The organism is Paraburkholderia kururiensis JCM 10599 = LMG 19447, from assembly GCF_003986935.1.
Lineage (GTDB): Bacteria > Pseudomonadota > Gammaproteobacteria > Burkholderiales > Burkholderiaceae > Paraburkholderia > Paraburkholderia kururiensis.
The window spans coordinates 154451-172216 of sequence record NZ_RJZE01000002.1; the positions used below are offsets into that span (position 1 = coordinate 154451).

Consider the following 17766-nt stretch of genomic DNA (forward strand, 5'->3'; position numbering starts at 1 on the left):
TTCATTTCGGCGCGAGTCCTGGCCATCCGGCCAAACCCGTGCCACACATGGGTCTCAGCCTTTGTCGGTGTACGGGTTCTTGGACGATCGGAACTCTATGCGCAATGGAGTCCCGGTTAGCGCGAAAGTTTCCCGGAAGCGATTTTCGAGGTACCGCTTGTACGTATCGGTGACCGCGTCGAGGGCGTTGCCGTGAATCACGATGATGGGCGGGTTCTGTCCCCCCTGGTGTGCGTAGCGCAGTTTCGGACGCACCGGCCCGCGGCGGCGCGGCTGCTGGAACTCCACGGCGTCGATGAGAGCACGCGTGAGTTTCGGTGTGGGCAGCTTCGACATCGCGGCCGCGTAGGCAGCATCTACAGAACGCATCAATGCGCCGATGCCGAAATTCTCGGTAGCCGAAATGAAGTGGAACTTCGCAAACTCGAGAAATTTTAGCTTGCGCTGCAAGGTGTGCTTCGTGCGCTCTCGCACATGCTCGTCGAGCCCGTCCCACTTGTTCACGCCCACCACGAGCGCGCGACCCTGCTCCACAACGAAGCCTGCGATGTGCGCGTCCTGGTCCGAGATGTCCTGGCGCGCGTCCAGCAACAGGATCACAACGTTGGCGTCGGCGATGGACTGCAACGTCTTCACCACCGAGAATTTTTCGATGGCCTCGAACACCTTGCCGCGACGGCGCAAACCAGCGGTGTCGATGAGCGTGTACTTCTTGCCCTGCCGTTCGAAGTCGACGTAGATGGAGTCGCGTGTCGTGCCTGGCATGTCGAACGCAATCACGCGATCTTCGCCGATCAGCGTGTTGACGAGCGTGGACTTGCCCACATTCGGGCGCCCGACGATCGCGATCTTCACGCCGTGCGCTTCCTTCTCTTCTTCCGTTTCTTCGGGGTATCCCGCGTACGCGACGCCGAGCGCCTCGTTGATCATCTCCGTCACGCCGTCACCATGCGCCGCCGAGATGGCACGCGGGTCGCCGAGCCCCAGTTCGTAGAAGTCAGCAGCCACCGCGCTGTACTTCATACCCTCGGCCTTGTTGATGACGAGGAAAATCGGCCGGCCGGTCTTGCGCAAATAGTCGGCGATGTTCTTGTCCTGCGGCGCGAGACCATTGCGGCCGTCCACGATGAACACGACGACGTCGGCCTCTTCCACGGCCTGGCGCGTTTGCCGGGCCATCTCGTGGAGAATGCCGTCCTTGGCGATCGGCTCGAAGCCGCCCGTGTCCACGACCAGGTACGGACGATCGCCCGCCCGCCCTTCGCCGTAGTGACGGTCGCGCGTGAGGCCCGGCAGGTCCGCGACAAGTGCGTCGCGCGAACGCGTGAGCCGGTTGAACAGGGTGGATTTCCCCACATTGGGGCGCCCAACGAGGGCGATTACGGGTTTCATCTGATGTCGTTCACGGTGAAGCGCTGCACCGGCCGCCGAACCGGCACGGCAAGGTCACGCTGTGCAGCCGCGCGGCCGCACTTGATGCAAATTATCACGATCCGGGCGCGATCGGGCGTTGCCCGGCAAACCGCCGATCGTGCAGTACGAAAAACACGCCGGGCCGGTATGAGACCGGCCCGCATGTTCGCATTTCGATGTCGGCAAACCGCGGCTTACGTCGGGGCGCCTGAGGACGAGGGCAATCGTCTCGTCGATACCGCTCGCCCCGCTCTTGTTTCCAGCCTTCGTCGGCAGCCGGCCTTGAAGAGAAGAGACGTGTGTTGCGGGCGGGCGCAAGACACGAAAGACTCGAGAATCAGCGCGGACGGAACCCGTACAGGTCGCCGTCGTGCGTCTGGACGACGAGCGTGTCGCCGGCGAGAACCGGGGCCGCCGTGATCGGGCTGCCGTCCGTCTTCACGCGGGCGATCAGGCTGCCGTCGTCACGCGACAGGAAGTGCACGTAGCCCTGGTAGTCGCCCACCACCGCCGCATGGCCGAGCAGGTACGGCACGCTGACCTCGCGGTTCTTGAGCTTGTCGCTGCGCCACAGCAGTGCGCCGCTCGATGCGTCGAACGCGTCCACCACCGACCAGTCGTCGCCGCCCACGACCACGCGGTCGTCCTGCGCGATGCCGCTCGTGCTCGAGAACGGCTTTTCCCAGATTGGATGGCCGGAGTTCGCATCGAAGCAACCAAGCTGGCCCTGGAACGTCACGGCGCAGGTCGCCGCGCCCACGAGCGTCGGCGCGCCCGTCACGTCGTTGATGCGTTCGACTTCCGTCACGCCCTTCGGATACGAAACCGGCGTTTCCCAGAAGGCGTCGCCCGTCTGCAGGTTGATGGCCGCAAACGTGCCGCCCGGGAAGCCCGCCAGCACCGCGGCATTGCCCGCGAACGTCATGCCGGCCGACACGCGCAGGTTAAGCGGCACGGCACGGTTGCGATACACCCACTTCTGCTCGCCCGTTTCGGCATTGAACGCGGTGATCTGGCCGTCGACCGTGCGCACCACGACGAAACCGTTGCCGACGAGCGGCGGCGAAATGATTTCGCCCGGCGCGGTCGCCTTCCAGAGCAGCTTGCCCTCCGCTCCGAGCACGTAGACCTGGCCCTTCAGCGCGCCCACAGCCGTCAGCGTGCCGTCGCTGCCCACGCCCGCGGACAGGTTGCTGTCCACCTTCGTGTGCCAGATTTCTTTGCCGGTCTTGCCATCGAACTTGGCAACCGAGCCATTCGTGCCCGCGGCATAGACCGCGTCACCCACCGCGACCGGCGAGAACAGGTAACGTCCGCTCTTGCCGACGCTTGCTTTCCACGCCTGTTGCACTTCGAGCACGGGCTTGAAGTCCGTGAGTGGCGTGGGCACGCGGCGCTCGTCTTTCGTCGATGAGCAGGCCGCCATCGTAAGGACAGTCATCGCGCAGGCAACGGGCACAGCGTATCGTTTCAGCAGATTCATCGGTGGACGAAACATGTATGGAAATTAATCAAATGAAGCGGTTCTGACCGCCGCTCTCGTGTCGCGAACTCAGCCGCCAAGCGCGTCCAGCTTGAACTGGATCAGCTGACGCGACGAGGTATCGCTCTGGGGCAGCGAGTCGAGCGCGAGCCTGTACGCCGCCCGCGCATCGTCACGCTTGCCGGCGGCGGCGAGCAGGTCGCCCCGGCCGTCGGCCACCACGCCCTTGAATGCGTCGGATTCCGGTGTTGCGAGCAACGCGAGGCCCTGATCGTAGGCTTTCTCGTCGAGCAGCAGCGACGCGAGACGCAGCTTCGCGATCTGGCGGAATTCGTCGTCCTTCGCGTGGTCGATGGTCCACTGGAGTTGTGCCTTCGCGCCCGCTGTGTCGCCTGCCGTGTAGAGCGCCTTGGCTGCTTCCAGCGCTGTCATCTGCGCGTAGGCCGTGCTGCCGTAGCGGTCCTCCATGTCGGAAGCGATGCGGCCGACCGTCGCCTTGTCGCCCGACTGAACCACCTGCTGCACCTGGTCGTACAGCACGGCGGCCTGAGCCGCCTCGCGACGCTGCCAGAAATTCCAGCCGTTCCAGGCCGCAGCGGCGAGCAGCACCACCAGCACCACCCACGTGGTCGCATTACCCCATTGCGCCCACCATGCCTTCAGGCTTTCGATCGATTCCTGTTCGTCGTGATAACTCATCGCGAAGCGATTTCCTCTTTATTGCGTGCGTGCTTTTGTTGTCGCGCGATCCCGCGATCAGTCCTCGCCGTCTTCGGCGGTTGCAACCATGGCACCGATTAGAAATTCGGTCAAGTCTTCGACCGGCACCGTTTGCTGCTCTCCCTTACCGTCTTGCTGAGCCGCGGCGCGCAGCGCTTTGACACCGGCTGTACCGTTTGCGATCTCGTCTTCGCCGAGAATCACGGCGAACGCCGCACCGCTGGCATCCGCCCGTTTCATCTGCGACTTGAAGCTCGCGGACTGACCGTCGGCGCTGCAATGCAGGATGACGTCGAGACCCGTGTCGCGCAGACGCTCCGCAATGACGAACGCCTGCGCGCGCGCCGCTTCGCCCTGATGCACGACGTAGACGTCACAGCCTTCGTCCTCGGGCACGAGGTCCTCTTCCTTGAGAAGCTCCAGAATCCGCTCGACGCCCATCGCCCAGCCGCATGCACCGGTCGGCTTGCCGCCCAGTTGCTCGATCAGCGGGTCGTAGCGGCCGCCCGCGGCAACCGTGCCTTGGGCGCCCAGCTTGTCGGTGATCCACTCGAAAACCGTGAGATTGTAGTAATCGAGCCCGCGCACGAGACGCGGATTGATCGTGAACGGAATGTTGTTCGCCTTGAGGATGCGCTGTAACCCATCGAAATGCGCACGCGACTCCTCGCCGAGAAAATCGATCAGCTTCGGCGCGTTCTGCGCGATTTCCTGCAGTGCCGGATTCTTCGTGTCCAGCACGCGCAGCGGATTCGTATAGAGACGCCGTTTCGCGTCTTCGTCGAGCACGTCCTTGTGCTGTTCGAGGTACGCGATCAACTCGACGCGATGGGCGGCCCGCTCGTGCGCGAGGCCCAGCGAATTGAGTTCCAGGCGAATGCCGGTAAGGCCGAGGTCATCCCACAGCCGCTGGCACATGAGGATGATTTCAGCGTCGGCATCGGGGCCCGCGAAACCGAGCGCTTCAATGCCGACCTGATGAAACTGGCGATAGCGGCCACGCTGCGGACGCTCGTGGCGGAACATCGGCCCGATGTACCACAGCCGCTTCGGACCGTCGTACAGCAGGTTATGCTCGATGGCCGAACGCACGACCGCGGCCGTGTTCTCGGGACGCAGCGTGAGGTTCTCGCCGTTGAGCGCGTCGGTGAAGCTGTACATCTCTTTTTCGACGATATCCGTCACTTCGCCAATACCGCGCGTGAAGAGCTGCGTATGCTCGACGATCGGCGTGCGGATGTTCTGGTATCCGTACGAGCGGAGCATCGACTTCACAGTCGATTCGAAAAATTCCCACAGACCGGCGTCCTGCGGCAAGACGTCGTTCATGCCTTTCACACCGGCCAGCTTCTCGAGCTTTCTTTTCTGTTCTGTCATCTGTCTGCGTAGACGTTTATTCAGTTGAGCGCGGCGGCACGACCATAGGTGCGCTCGACGTAATCGCTCACGATCTGCTGGAACTCCTGCGCGATGTGTTCGCCGCGCAGCGTCTTGACCTTCTCGCCGTCGATGAACACCGGCGCGGCCGGGTTCTCGCCCGAACCCGGCAGGCTGATGCCGATGTTCGCGTGCTTCGATTCGCCCGGTCCGTTCACGATGCAGCCCATCACGGCCACGTGCATTTCTTCGACACCGGGGTATTTGTCGCGCCACACCGGCATCTGCGTGCGCAGGTACGTCTGGATCTGCGAGGCCAGTTCCTGGAACAGCGTGCTCGTGGTGCGACCGCAGCCCGGGCATGCAATCACCATCGGCGTGAACGAGCGCAGGCCCATGGTCTGCAGGATTTCCTGGCCTACCACCACTTCGCCCGTGCGCGAGGCGCCCGGCTCCGGCGTGAGCGAAATGCGGATCGTGTCGCCGATGCCCTGTTGCAGCAGCACCGACAGCGCAGCCGTGGAAGCGACGATGCCCTTCGAACCCATGCCCGCCTCGGTCAGCCCGAGGTGCAGCGCGAAATCGCAACGGCGTGCGAGTTGCTGGTACACGGCGATCAGGTCCTGCACGCCGCTCACCTTGCACGACAGCACGATGCGGTCGCGTCCTAAGCCGAGTTCCACTGCGCGCTCGGCCGAGCCGATGGCGGACCGGATCAGCGCTTCGTACATCACGCTCTGCGCGTCCCACGGCTCAGCGCGCGCGCCGTTCTCGTCCATCATTCGCGCGAGCAGATCCTGGTCGAGGCTGCCCCAGTTCACGCCGATGCGCACCGGCTTGTCGTACTTGACGGCTGCCTCGATCATCTGGGCGAACTGGGTGTCGCGCTTGGCACCCTGCCCGACGTTGCCCGGATTGATGCGGTACTTCGACAGCGCCTCCGCGCAGCCGGGGTAGTCGCGCAGCAGCAGATGACCGTTGTAATGGAAGTCGCCCACGAGCGGCACAGTCACGCCCATGCGGTCGAGCTGCTCGCGGACGGCCGGCACGGCCGCCGCTGCTTCCGGCGTGTTGACCGTGATGCGCACGAGTTCGGAACCGGCCTGGGCGAGTTCCTTGATCTGGATGGCCGTGCCGATGGCATCGGCGGTGTCGGTGTTCGTCATCGACTGCACGCGCACCGGCGCATCGCCGCCGATCGTCACGAGCTGGCCGCCCCAGCGCACGTGCACGGCCTGCGATTTACGACGTGCCGCGTGGCCGCCCACGATCGGTTCCGACGACGAAATCTGGCTGCAGGATTGGACTTGCGGTTCGGATTGCATCAAAAGACCCATTTACGCCGCACGCGCCCCGCAATGGACAGGACGCGCGAATTGAAAAGGCGTCGCGGCACGAGCGACCGCGGCGCATGCCTTGACAGGATCAGGGCAGGACGAAGCGTGCCACATTGCCCCGCGCCGCCGCATATTTGGCCGTATCGACCGGCTGGCCATCGAGCGTGATCGACTCGAGACCGGCCTTGTTGCCGATGGTCACCTTCAGTGGTGGCTCGCCGGCGATCTCACGCGATTCGCCAGCGCGAACGATACCGGAAAACACTTCCTTGCCGTCTTTCTGCCGGACGCTGAACCAGCTGTCCTGCGTCACGCGCACAGCGACGGTAGACTGCCCGGCCGCCGGAGAGGCCGCCGCGGAGGCGCCGGATGCCGTCGTAACTGCAGGGGCGCTTGCCGTCTGCACTACCGCGGTGCTGGGCGCTGCGCTGGCGGGCGTGCCGGGCTGGACACCCGGCGACGCGACCGCCGGCAAAGCTGCCGAGGCACCGCCCGGCGATTGCCCGGCTTGCGCGTCGCTGCCCGCAGCGGCGGATTGATCGTTCGACGTTGCCGCTGCCGCCTCCGCGCCGGACGCCTGCTGTGCCCCAGCCGTTTCGCCTTGCGCGACCGTGGCCGACGCCACCTGCGGGCCGGCTGCCGTCGCGCCGTTGGCGCTTGCCTTCAGCCGTGCGAGCCACGCAGACGACTCGCCGCCGTTGTTGTGCCACATCGCGAGCGCAATCACGGCGACTACCAGCGCCGCGATGCCCCAAAGCCACGAACGATGGCGCGACTGGCTGCCGCCGAGCGACAGCGACACGCGTCCCCGCGGCAGATCAGCGCCTGCCGACGCGGGCATGCTGAGATCAGGCTGCGGCACGCCCTTTTCGCGCCGCAGCGCCTGGGTGAATGGCGCGGGGTCCGCGCCCAGCATCTTCGCGTAGCTGCGCACGACGCCGAGCGCGAAGGTCGTATCGGGCAACTGGCTGACGTCGCCGGCTTCCAGGGCTCGCAGCTTGGCCGCGGAAACCTTGAGCCGGGCCGATACATCGTCAATGGTCCAACCCTTCGCTTCGCGCAGTTGCGCGAGCCTCGCCCCCAAGGCTGCGAGGGAATCGGGCACCGGCTGCACCGCAGGCTGCGCCGGAGCCGGCTCTGGCGTCGCGCCTGGTAGCGGACGCGCCATGTTCCTGTCTGACCCGTATGGCTGCTGCGGCTCGCTCATCCCAAATCCTTGCGTCGATTCTTGTTTATGCCACCCGGCCGTACCGGATGTGCAGACCGTTTATAACAAAATGCGCGGCCGGTGTGCCGCATCCGATCGCAATTGCGACGTGTCGCGACAGATCGTGTTCGACTCGCCGCCCGCTTTTCACCTGTTTTCCTGCAACTCTCTGGCCCGTTCCCCGCAGGCCGACTACATCGGCGGCCGCGACGCCATGCGTCGCCGTGCCTTTTACCGCTTCCTTCAAACCGCACGTACCTCGATCACCTTTCCTGCACCGCGGCCTGTGCGCTCCGCAAGCCGCGTGCGGTCCTTCACCGCGCCCGCGAGCTGGCCGCAGGCCGCGTCGATATCGTCGCCGCGCGTTTTGCGCACCGTGGTCACGACGCCCGCATCCATCAACACCTGAGCGAACCGCTTGATCTGTTCCGGCTTCGAACGGATCAGCCCGGATTCGGGGAACGGATTGAACGGAATCAGGTTGAACTTGCACGGCACGTCGCGCGTCACGGCCAGCAGTTCGCGTGCATGTGCTTCAGTATCGTTGACGCCGTCCAGCATGCAGTATTCGAACGTGATGAAATCGCGCGGCGCCACCTTCAGGTAGCGCTCGCAGGCGGCCATCAGCTCGCGCAAGGGATACTTGCGGTTCAGCGGCACGAGTTCGTCGCGCAAGGGATCGTTCGGAGCATGAAGCGACACCGCGAGCGCGACCGGCAGATCGGCGCCGAGCCGATCCATCATCGGCACGACGCCCGAGGTCGACAACGTGACGCGGCGGCGCGACAGGCCGTAGGCGTTGTCGTCGAGCATCAGCCGCATGGCCGGCACGACCGCATCGTAGTTGAGCAAGGGCTCGCCCATGCCCATCATGACCACGTTGGTGACGACACGTTCGCCCTTGCCCTCGCCACCCACGGCGCGACCGCCTGCTTCGGCGCCCCGCGAGGCGCGCAGCGCGAACTCGGCCATGCGCAACTGGCCAATGATCTCGCCCGTGGTGAGATTGCGCGAAAAACCCTGCTTGCCAGTGGAACAGAACCGGCAATTCACCGCGCATCCCGCCTGCGACGACACGCAGAGCGTGCCGCGCGTCTCTTCCGGGATGTACACGGTTTCGACGGCATTGCCGTTGCCGACGTCGATCAGCCACTTTCTCGTACCGTCGGCCGAAACATGGTCCGACAGAATGTGCGGCATGCTGATGACGGCACGGCCTTTCAGCTTCTCGCGCAACGATTTGGCGAGATCCGTCATGCCGTCGAAGTCGGCGGCGTTGTACTGGTGAATCCAGCGTTGAAGCTGTTTGGCGCGAAACGGCTTCTCGCCGAGGCGCTCGCAGTATGCGACGAGGCCTTGGGCGTCGAGATCGAGAAGGTTGACGGTTGAACTGCTCGTCATGTCGAATCCTGCCATTTCAGTGCGAGGCGGCCTTCCGGCGACACCATTGCCGTGCTGCCTGAAAACCGCGCCGTTCGCGACCGTATTGCTACCGATGAACGACTACAAGCTTAGCGCGAGTAGACGTTGACTTCCGGGAAGAAAAACGCGATTTCCACGCGCGCCGTTTCGGCCGCATCCGAACCGTGGACGGCATTGGCGTCGATGCTGTCGGCAAAGTCCGCACGGATCGTGCCCTTCTCGGCCTTCTTCGGGTCGGTGGCGCCCATCAGCTCGCGGTTCTTCGCGATGGCGTTTTCGCCTTCCAGAGCCTGTACCATCACCGGACCGGACACCATGAAGTCGACGAGGTCCTTGAAGAACGGGCGGCCAGCGTGCACGGCGTAGAATTTCTCAGCGTCGGCGCGCGACAGCTGGACCATACGGGCAGCGACGATCTTCAGGCCGGCATTTTCAAAGCGGCTGTAGATCTGACCGATCACGTTCTTGGCCACTGCGTCCGGCTTGATAATCGACAGGGTGCGTTCGATCGCCATAAAAACTCCAGAAAATTAAGAGGTTACAAATTCAAACGAATCTGCAATTGTAGCATGATCCCATGTATGATTGCGATTGAACCCTTACATATCCGAAAGGATCCGGGGATTTAATCCGCAAAGAAACGCAGCGCCCGGGCAGCGCGTTGAAACTCCGGGGCGCCGCGCTTATCTTAGGAATGTGACCTGGCGTGCGGCGCACAAAAACCGCCCGCCGCCGCCCTTTCACCGGGACCACCGCGCAACATCCGCGTCTGACGCAAGGAGAAACCATGAACGAATATCCCTACAATTTCGGCCGCAGCGGTACCGTTGTAGCGGCCGAAACCCGCAACCGCGTACTGCGCAACACCTACTGGCTGCTCGCGCTGTCGATGGTGCCCACCGTACTCGGCGCGTGGGTGGGTGTGGCGACCGGCTTCTCGCTGTTCGCGGCCACCAGCCCCGCCATGAGCCTGCTCGCCTTCTTCGCAATCGCGTTCGGCTTCATGTTCGCCATCGAGCGCACCAAGAACAGCGCCGCCGGCGTGTTCGTGCTGCTCGGTTTCACGTTCTTCATGGGCCTGATGCTGTCGCGGCTGCTCGCCTTCATCCTCGGCTTTTCCAACGGGCCGTCGCTGATCATGCTCGCATTCGGTGGCACCGGTGTGATCTTCACGGCCATGGCGACCATCGCCACGGTCAGCAAGCGCGACTTTTCGGGCCTCGGCAAGTGGCTGTTCATGGGCGTCATCGTGATCCTGCTGGCAGGCATCGCCAACATGTTCCTGCATCTGCCCGCGCTCATGCTGACGGTGTCCGTGCTGGCTATCGTGATCTTCTCCGCCTACATGCTGTTCGACGTCCAACGCGTCGTGAACGGCGGGGAAACGAATTACATCACTGCCACGCTCGCGATCTATCTGGATCTCTATAACGTCTTTACGAACCTGCTGGCACTGCTGGGCATCTTCGGCGGCAATCGCAATTAAGAAACATTCAGCGGTAATAGAAACGCCCATGGCCTGCCGGTCATGGGCGTTTTTGTTTTTGCGACTTAAACAGCGAGGCGGCGCGCGAACCCAACCCTTACAGGGTCAGCCAGTCGAAGCCGTCGGCCTGCGTCGCGATACCTATTTCCGTCGCCGCGTTGCCGAGCACCGTCGCCATCGCTGTCCGCGCGAGTTCCGCCGTATTGTTCTCCTGGCTCAGATGCGCGGCCACCAGATGGCGAAGCCGGGAACGGTCGAGCGACGCCAGGATCCCCGCCGCTGCCTCGTTGTTCAAATGCCCATGGGCGCCGCCTATGCGGGCCTTTAGCGAAGGCGGATAGCGACTCGCTGCCAGCATCTGCAAGTCGTGATTGCACTCCAGCACGAGCGCGTCGCAGCCGCTAAGCACCGTGCCGATGTGCGGCGTCGATGTGCCGACGTCGGTGAGTACGCCGAGCCGGTTCGCACCGTCCGAGAACACGAACTGCAACGGCTCCCGCGCGTCATGCGGAACGGTGTATGGCAAGACGTGCACGTCGCCGATCGCCACCGCCTCGTCGCCCCACAACACGTTGAGCTCGACGTCGGCCTCGTCGGCGCCCACGGCGCGCGCGGTGCCCCAACTCGTGTAGAGCGGAATCGACCACTTGCGGGCAAGCGTCAGGGCGCTGCCAATGTGGTCGCTATGCTCGTGGGTAATCAGAATGGCGTCGAGCTGCCCGGCCTCGAAGCCGACGCGCGCGAGGCGCCGCTCCATCTCGCGCGCCGAAAAACCGCAATCGAGCAGCACGCGTGTGACGGTCGCGCCGCTCGATGCCTCGACGATCAGTGCATTGCCCTCGCTGCCGCTTCCAAGACTGGCGAAGCGCACGGGCGGGCTTAATTGAGTTGAGCGTGAAGCAGCGACACGATGCGCTGCGCTTCCGACGACGTGTCGACCTGGCCATTGGCGTCCACCACGGCCACTTGCGTCAGCGCGTCGCCCTTGGCTCGCACGTTGACCATGAACTCCTGGCCCGGCTTCCTCGACTTCGATCCGCTGTAGAACAGCTTGCCGAGGAGACCCTCGCCCTTGAGTTCCTCCATCGAGTCTGCATAGCGCACGTAGTAGATGCCCTTCGTGCGATCGCGGTTGTCCACGGTGAAGTTGGTGCGGTCCAACGCCAGGCCGACGCGCAGCCAGGCGCGGTCGAACGATTCGGCCAGATCGAGCGTCGCGGCACCCGCGCTCTTGTCGAGCTGCGCCGGCGCCGTGCTGGTGCGGGCGTCCGTCAGCAGTTGCTTCGACTGTGCATCGGTCAGACCGAACTTCTGCATCAGCTTCGAGAGGAACGAGGCTTCGAGTGCAGGATCCCGCGGACGCTCCACCCAGCGCGACGAGGTCTTGTCCTGGCCCGTCAGCACTTCTTCCATCGAGCTGTGCGTAATGGAGATGTCGGTTGCGCCATTCGGTCCGCGCGACACGAGGGTGCGGAAACGGTCGCGCGTGCCCGACGAATAGGCGAAGTCGATCACGCGGCCAATCGTGCGGCGGAACCAGTCGTCGGGAATGTTCGCGCGGTTTTCCGCCCAGTCGGTCGACATGATGCCGGTGGCCGGCGCGTCCGTGGTCAGCGTGAAACCGTTCTCCTGCCAGAACGCCTGAAGCTGCGGCCACAGCTGTTCCGGCGTGCGCCCGTCCACCACGAGCCAGCGGCGGTCGCCGTCGCGCTCCACGTGCATGCCGAGCGGATCCTGCGCGTTCGGCGTGCCTTCTGTGGCGTTGCCGGCCGCCGTGACGGCGCGTTGCGGTGCGCCGCCGAGCGCAAGGCTCGCGGGCGGCGCGACGTAGCGCTGATCCTGCTGCGCAGCCGACAGGTCCTTCGGCACGCTGAGCGCGGGCGCGCTAGGCGTGTCCTTGTAGTTGACGCGGTCGGACGCGAACCAGTCGTTCAGCGACTCGCAACCAGCGAGCGAACCAAGGGCGAGCGCCAGCGCCGCCATGCGGGCTGCGTTCAGAGAAAATACGGAACGTTTCATGGGGTCCTTCGTGATGCTGGAACGCGGTGCCTTGCTCGATACGGAACGAGAGCGGTGTCGACGTCGGTTAGAGGAATGCCGGGCGGGGAATACCACGCAACCTGGGCTACGCTACCTGCGGCCGGGTTCAGGCCAATGCGCCGGACACGCCGGAAAGTCCGGCCTCACGCAGCGCGGCGAGCACGACCTCGTGATAGCGGGCGTCGAGCGGCGTGAGCGGCAGCCGGATACCGCCTTCGATGCGCCCCAGCGCCTCGAGTGCCCACTTCACCGGAATCGGGTTCGATTCGATGAACAGGTTCTTGTGCAGCGAAAGCAGCTTCAGGTGGATGGCGCGTGCCGTCTTGACGTCGCAGGCAAGCGCGGCCTTGCACAGGTCGCTCATGGCGCGCGGCGCCACGTTGGCCGTTACGGAAATATTGCCGTGGCCGCCCAGCAGCATCAGCGCGATCGCGGTGGGGTCGTCACCACTGAAAATCGAGAAACCGGCCGGCGCGGCCTTGATGAGATGCGCCGCGCGGTCGATATTGCCCGTCGCGTCCTTCACCCCCACGATGCCGGGCACGTCGGCGAGACGCAGAATCGTCTCGTTCGACATATCGGCCACCGTACGCCCCGGCACGTTGTACAGGATGACCGGCAGGTCCACCGTCTCGGCAATCTTGCGGAAGTGGCGATAGATGCCTTCCTGCGTGGGCTTGTTGTAGTACGGCACCACCTGCAGCGTGGCGTCGGCGCCTACGGCCTTGGCCCGCTCGGTCAGCTCGATGGCCTCGGCCGTCGAATTGCCGCCCGAGCCCGCGATCACGGGAATGCGGCCCGCCGTGTGCTCCACCGCGGTCTTGACCATCAGGATGTGTTCTTCGACCGACAGCGTGGCGGATTCGCCGCTCGTCCCCACGACTACCAGCGCATCCGTGCCCTCTTCCACATGCCAGTCGATCAGCTTGCGGAACGCCGGCAGGTCGAGGCTGCCGTCTTCGTGCATGGGGGTGACGATCGCGGGGATGCTGCCGCGGAAAATAATGCCGTCCTGAGTGCCGTTAGCCATGAAACGCCAGTCAAATTAATCGGATAAACCGGGATTGTAACGGATTAGCCAGCCAGATCGTAACGAGCGGGAGGTAAGGATTCCGCGGAGTCGGCGTGCCGTTCTGGCACCAGAACTGCGCAGATCCGCTGCACGAACGCCGGCCGAGGCGTGGCGAGAAAACCGTCCTGAAACGCGACCACGCGCAGACGCGGCCGCACCACATCGAGCAGTTCCCCCGGCGCGAGCAAAAACGCGGGATTCGACGGCTTGCCCACCGTCTCGTTGCCCTGCACGAAGGTTTCGTAGAGCAGCACCCCGCCTGGCGCAAGCGAATCCAGCAAGCGTGCGAAGAGCGGCCGGTGCAGATAGTTCGTGACGATCACGGCGGCAAATTTGCGACCATCGTCGAGGGGCCATGGGCCGCTCTCGATGTCGGCCTGCACGGTCACAATGCCGGCCTCATCGCGCAAGGCGGCGAGCGCCGCGGCGTCGCGGTCGATGGCGAGGACAGGATGGCCGCGCGAGGCGAACCAGCGCGCGTGCCGTCCGCTGCCGCATGCAACGTCGACCACCGGGCCACCGGGGCTCACGAGATGCGCCCAGCGGCGCACCCAGCGCGACGGCTCGGGCGCTGCGGCCAGCGAGCCGTCGCCAGACGCGCGGCCGCCGCTCGCGCCACTGGGATTCGCCCCACAGCCGGACATCGAAGCCATTTATCAGCTGTACGCGAGACCCATGGCCTCGCGGACGTCGCGCATCGTCTCGGTGGCGAACTTGCGGGCCTTGTCGCAGCCGTCGGCGACAATCGCGCGCAGCAGCGACGGGTCGTCCATGTACTTCTGCGCGCGCTCGAGCATCGGCTGCTGCTCACGCAGAATGCCTTCGATCACCGGCTGCTTGCACTCCAGGCAACCGATGCCCGCTGAGCGACAGCCCTTCTGCACCCATTCGTGCGTCGTCTCGTCCGTGTAGACCTGATGCAGTTGCCAGACCGGGCACTTGTCCGGATCGCCCGGGTCGGTGCGACGCACGCGCGCCGGGTCGGTCGGCATGGTGCGCACTTTCTTCGTGATCGTTTCGGCATCTTCACGCAGGCCGATGGTGTTGCCGTACGACTTCGACATCTTCTGGCCGTCGAGACCCGGCATGCGCGACGCTTCGGTGAGCAGCGCCTGCGGCTCGGGCAGGATGATCTTGCGTGCGCCTTCCAGATAGCCGAACAGCCGCTCGCGGTCGTTCATCGAGAGGCTCTGCGACTCCTGCAGCATGGCGCGCGCCTGTTCGAGCGCCTCGTCGTCACCCTCCTGCTGGTACGCGTTGCGCAGTTCGTGGTAGAGCTTGGCGCGCTTGCCGCCGAGCTTCTTCGCCGCTTCGAGCGCCTTCTCCTCGAAGCCCGGCTCGCGGCCGTACATGTAGTTGAAGCGGCGCGCGATCTCGCGCGTCATCTCGACGTGCGGCACCTGGTCCTCGCCCACGGGCACGAGCGAGGCGCGGTACAGCAGAATGTCCGCCGCCATCAGCACCGGATAGCCGAGAAAGCCGTAGGTCGAGAGGTCCTTGTCCTTGAGCTTCTCCATCTGCTCCTTGTAGGTCGGCACGCGTTCGAGCCAGCCGAGCGGCGTGCTCATGCCGAGCAGCAGCGCGAGTTCCGCGTGTTCGGGCACGCGGCTCTGGATGAAGAGCGTGGCCTGGGCCGGATCGATGCCCGAAGCGAGCCAGTCGATCAGCACTTCCCAGACGTTCCCCTCGATCACCTCCGGCGTTTCGTAGTGCGTGGTGAGCGCGTGCCAGTCGACCACGCAGAAGAAGCACGGGTACTCGGACTGCAGCCGAACCCAGTTTTTCAGCACGCCGTGGTAGTGGCCGAGGTGCAGCGACCCCGTGGGTCGCATGCCGGAGAAGATACGGTCTGGGAACATGGTGTTATGAAAAGAGCGAAACAAGGGGAGTCAGAATTGCGGTGATCGCGGCGTAGCCGAGCGCGACGAGCGGCTGAAGCCAGAACCTCGTCAGCACGCCGGTGACCACGAGCGCCATCACGATGAAAAAGCCATAAGGCTCGAGGCGGGAAAGCGCAATCGACTGGCGCGCCGGCAGCAGCGCGGCGAGCACGCGGCCACCGTCGAGCGGCGGCAGCGGAAACAGGTTCAGCACGCCGAGCACGAGATTGACGCCCACGCCGGCCGCGGCCATGCGCGTGAAGAACGGCTCGTCGACGGCCAGCACCGCGAGCACCACGCCGAACACGCCCCAGATGAGCGCCTGGATGAAGTTGCACGCGGGCCCCGCGAGTGCGACCCACAGGCTACCCCAGCGCGGATCGCGCAGATTGCGGAACGTGACGGGCACGGGCTTGGCATAGCCGAACATGAACGCGCCGCTGGTCAGGAAATACAGCACGAGCGGGATCGCGATGGTGCCGAGCGGATCGATGTGCCGCATCGGGTTGAACGACACGCGGCCCATCATGTAGGCGGTGTTGTCGCCCAGCAGGCGTGCGACGTAGCCGTGGGCCGCCTCGTGCAGCGTGATGGCGAAGATGACGGGCAGCGCGTAGACGACGATGGTCTGTATCAAGGAAGAATCCATAGCGGGCTATTGTATCCGGGCGGCGCCCTCATGCCGTCTCTTCGAGCCCGAACGGCGCGAGACTGCCGCGACCGGCGCGCACGAGCACCGGCGTTTCGCCCGTCAGATCGATCACCGTGGACGGCTCGCACGGACACGCGCCGCCGTCGATGACGAGATCGATCTGCTTTTCGAGCCGCTCGCGGATTTCCTCGGGATCGTTGAGCGGCGCGGTGTCGGGCGGCACAATCAGCGTGGAGCCGATGAGCGGCTGGCCTAATTCTGCGAGGATCGCGAGCGTAATCGCGTGATCGGGCACGCGCAGGCCGATGGTCTTGCGCGACGGATGCGAGAGCCGCCGCGGCACTTCCTTCGTCGCCTGCAGCACGAACACATACGGGCCCGGCGTGACCGACTTGATCAGCCGGTACTGGCGGTTGTCCACCATGGCGAAGTTCGCGAGTTCCGAGAGATCGCGCACGAGCAGCGAAAGCAGCTGACGTTCGTCGAGTCCACGAATGCGCCGCAGGCGCTCGACGGCCTGCTTGTCGTCGAGATGGCAGGCGAGCGCGTAGCTCGAATCGGTAGGCAGCGCGACGAGGCCGCCGTCGTTGATGATCTGCACCGCCTGCTTGACGAGCCGCGGCTGCGGATTGTCGGGGTGAAGCCGGAAGTATTGGGACATGGGTCGGAGTTCAGGAAGTCCGCTGCGGGACGCTGGCCAGCCGTGCCGACTGGTGTTGGCCGGACCGATGGGCGAGCGCGCCGGCTGAAGACAGGCAAAGATGGGCAAAGACGGACGAACGGGCGCGCCGTTCGCAGCACGCCATCACAGCCAGCGTTCCCAGACCGGTGTCAGGTAGTCGGGCAACGGCGGCAGGCTGCCGAGTTCGATGCTGTCCGGTCCCGGCGCGTGGAAGTCCGACCCGCGCGACGCTTCGAAACCGTAACGACGCGCCACGGCGGCGTATTCGGCGTACTGGTCCGGCGTGTGGCTGCCGGTCACCACTTCGATCGCCTTACCGCCCAAGTCGATGAATTCGCCGAAAAGCGCGTCGAACTCCAGCGGCGAATAGCCGTAGCGGCCTGGGTGCGCGATCACGGCCTCACCGCCCGCGCCTTTGATCCACCGGAGGGCGTCCTCGAGTTTGGCCCACCGATGCGGCACGTAACCGGGCTTGCCGTCGCCGAGAAAGCGGGTAAAGGCGTCCTGAGTCGAGGCGGCATAGCCCTTCTCGACCATGAAGCGCGCGAAATGGGTACGCGAAATCAGATCGGGATTCGAGACGAATTCGAGTGCGCCCGCGTAGGCGTCCGGTATGCCGAGTTCGGCGAGCCGCTCGGCGATGGCCTCGGCACGCGCCGCGCGTCCGTTGCGCGTGCGCGCAAGGCCCGCCACGAGATCATCGTTCTGCGGATCGATGTTGAGCCCCACGATGTGCACCGTGCGCGATGCCCAGGTGACCGATATCTCCACACCAGACAGATACCGCATGCCAAGCGCCGCGGCAGCTTCGCGCGCCTGCGCCTGGCCGCCCACCTCGTCGTGATCGGTCAGCGACCACAGCGTGACACCGCCCGTGCGCGCGCGCTGCGCCACGACGGCGGGCGCGAGCTGACCGTCTGAAACGGTCGAATGGCAGTGCAGGTCAGCGTTCATTGGGAAAGAAAAAAGTTAAGCAATCATTCTACTGCAATGCA

General features: G+C 64.8%; 17 protein-coding genes. 1 reads left to right on the top strand and 16 read right to left on the bottom strand.

Annotated elements, in window-relative coordinates; genetic code table 11:
• Positions 1–54: 54 nt before the first annotated feature.
• The 8 genes from der to ndk form a co-directional block, all read right to left on the bottom strand.
• A complete protein-coding gene (gene der / locus PKKP23_RS02865; protein ID WP_017778035.1) occupies positions 55–1392 on the bottom strand; it encodes a ribosome biogenesis GTPase Der in 1338 nt (445 codons plus the stop codon).
• A 358-nt stretch (positions 1393–1750) separates the two neighbouring features.
• Positions 1751–2896 (bottom strand): outer membrane protein assembly factor BamB, encoded by a 1146-nt coding sequence (gene bamB, locus PKKP23_RS02870; RefSeq protein WP_026122096.1) that lies wholly within the window; start codon positions 2894–2896, stop codon positions 1751–1753.
• A 69-nt stretch (positions 2897–2965) separates the two neighbouring features.
• Positions 2966–3595, bottom strand: a complete 630-nt coding sequence (locus tag PKKP23_RS02875) for a tetratricopeptide repeat protein (RefSeq protein WP_126875718.1) — start codon at positions 3593–3595, stop codon at positions 2966–2968.
• A gap of 57 nt (positions 3596–3652) precedes the next feature.
• Positions 3653–4993: a histidine--tRNA ligase gene (gene hisS / locus PKKP23_RS02880; protein WP_126875719.1), complete on the bottom strand. Its 1341-nt coding sequence runs from the start codon at positions 4991–4993 to the stop codon at positions 3653–3655.
• 20 nt (positions 4994–5013) lie between these two features.
• Entirely contained in the window at positions 5014–6330 is a 1317-nt protein-coding gene (gene ispG / locus PKKP23_RS02885) for a flavodoxin-dependent (E)-4-hydroxy-3-methylbut-2-enyl-diphosphate synthase (protein WP_126875720.1), read from the bottom strand.
• 88 nt (positions 6331–6418) lie between these two features.
• Complete coding sequence (locus PKKP23_RS02890) at positions 6419–7537, bottom strand: RodZ domain-containing protein (RefSeq protein ID WP_126875721.1); 1119 nt, start codon at positions 7535–7537, stop codon at positions 6419–6421.
• Between the two features lie 243 nt (positions 7538–7780).
• Positions 7781–8938, bottom strand: coding sequence for a dual-specificity RNA methyltransferase RlmN (gene rlmN, locus PKKP23_RS02895; RefSeq protein ID WP_126875722.1), 1158 nt, complete (start codon positions 8936–8938; stop codon positions 7781–7783).
• Positions 8939–9048: 110 nt separating this feature from the next.
• Entirely contained in the window at positions 9049–9474 is a 426-nt protein-coding gene (gene ndk, locus PKKP23_RS02900) for a nucleoside-diphosphate kinase (RefSeq protein WP_017778028.1), read from the bottom strand.
• Between the two features lie 272 nt (positions 9475–9746).
• Between ndk and PKKP23_RS02905 the strand changes: the two genes are divergently transcribed.
• On the top strand, positions 9747–10445 hold the full coding sequence (locus tag PKKP23_RS02905; RefSeq protein WP_017778027.1) for a Bax inhibitor-1/YccA family protein: 699 nt from the start codon (positions 9747–9749) through the stop codon (positions 10443–10445).
• 97 nt (positions 10446–10542) lie between these two features.
• Here PKKP23_RS02905 and PKKP23_RS02910 read toward each other — a convergent pair whose 3' ends face one another.
• From PKKP23_RS02910 to PKKP23_RS02945, 8 genes are all read right to left on the bottom strand, one after another.
• Positions 10543–11316 (bottom strand): MBL fold metallo-hydrolase, encoded by a 774-nt coding sequence (locus PKKP23_RS02910; RefSeq protein ID WP_126875723.1) that lies wholly within the window; start codon positions 11314–11316, stop codon positions 10543–10545.
• An 8-nt stretch (positions 11317–11324) separates the two neighbouring features.
• Positions 11325–12464 carry an outer membrane protein assembly factor BamC gene (bamC, locus tag PKKP23_RS02915; protein WP_026122092.1) on the bottom strand — a complete coding sequence of 380 codons (1140 nt, stop codon included), beginning with the start codon at positions 12462–12464 and terminating at the stop codon, positions 11325–11327.
• A gap of 127 nt (positions 12465–12591) precedes the next feature.
• On the bottom strand, positions 12592–13515 hold the full coding sequence (gene dapA, locus PKKP23_RS02920) for a 4-hydroxy-tetrahydrodipicolinate synthase (protein ID WP_126875724.1): 924 nt from the start codon (positions 13513–13515) through the stop codon (positions 12592–12594).
• Positions 13516–13559: 44 nt separating this feature from the next.
• On the bottom strand, positions 13560–14210 hold the full coding sequence (locus PKKP23_RS02925; RefSeq protein WP_240658708.1) for a class I SAM-dependent methyltransferase: 651 nt from the start codon (positions 14208–14210) through the stop codon (positions 13560–13562).
• A gap of 3 nt (positions 14211–14213) precedes the next feature.
• On the bottom strand, positions 14214–15416 hold the full coding sequence (locus PKKP23_RS02930) for a tryptophan--tRNA ligase (RefSeq protein ID WP_026122090.1): 1203 nt from the start codon (positions 15414–15416) through the stop codon (positions 14214–14216).
• Positions 15417–15420: 4 nt separating this feature from the next.
• Positions 15421–16086 (bottom strand): site-2 protease family protein, encoded by a 666-nt coding sequence (locus tag PKKP23_RS02935; RefSeq protein ID WP_126875725.1) that lies wholly within the window; start codon positions 16084–16086, stop codon positions 15421–15423.
• A 28-nt stretch (positions 16087–16114) separates the two neighbouring features.
• Positions 16115–16750, bottom strand: a complete 636-nt coding sequence (locus PKKP23_RS02940) for an L-threonylcarbamoyladenylate synthase (protein WP_017778020.1) — start codon at positions 16748–16750, stop codon at positions 16115–16117.
• A gap of 144 nt (positions 16751–16894) precedes the next feature.
• Entirely contained in the window at positions 16895–17725 is an 831-nt protein-coding gene (locus tag PKKP23_RS02945) for a 3',5'-nucleoside bisphosphate phosphatase (protein ID WP_126875726.1), read from the bottom strand.
• Positions 17726–17766 lie beyond the last annotated feature (41 nt).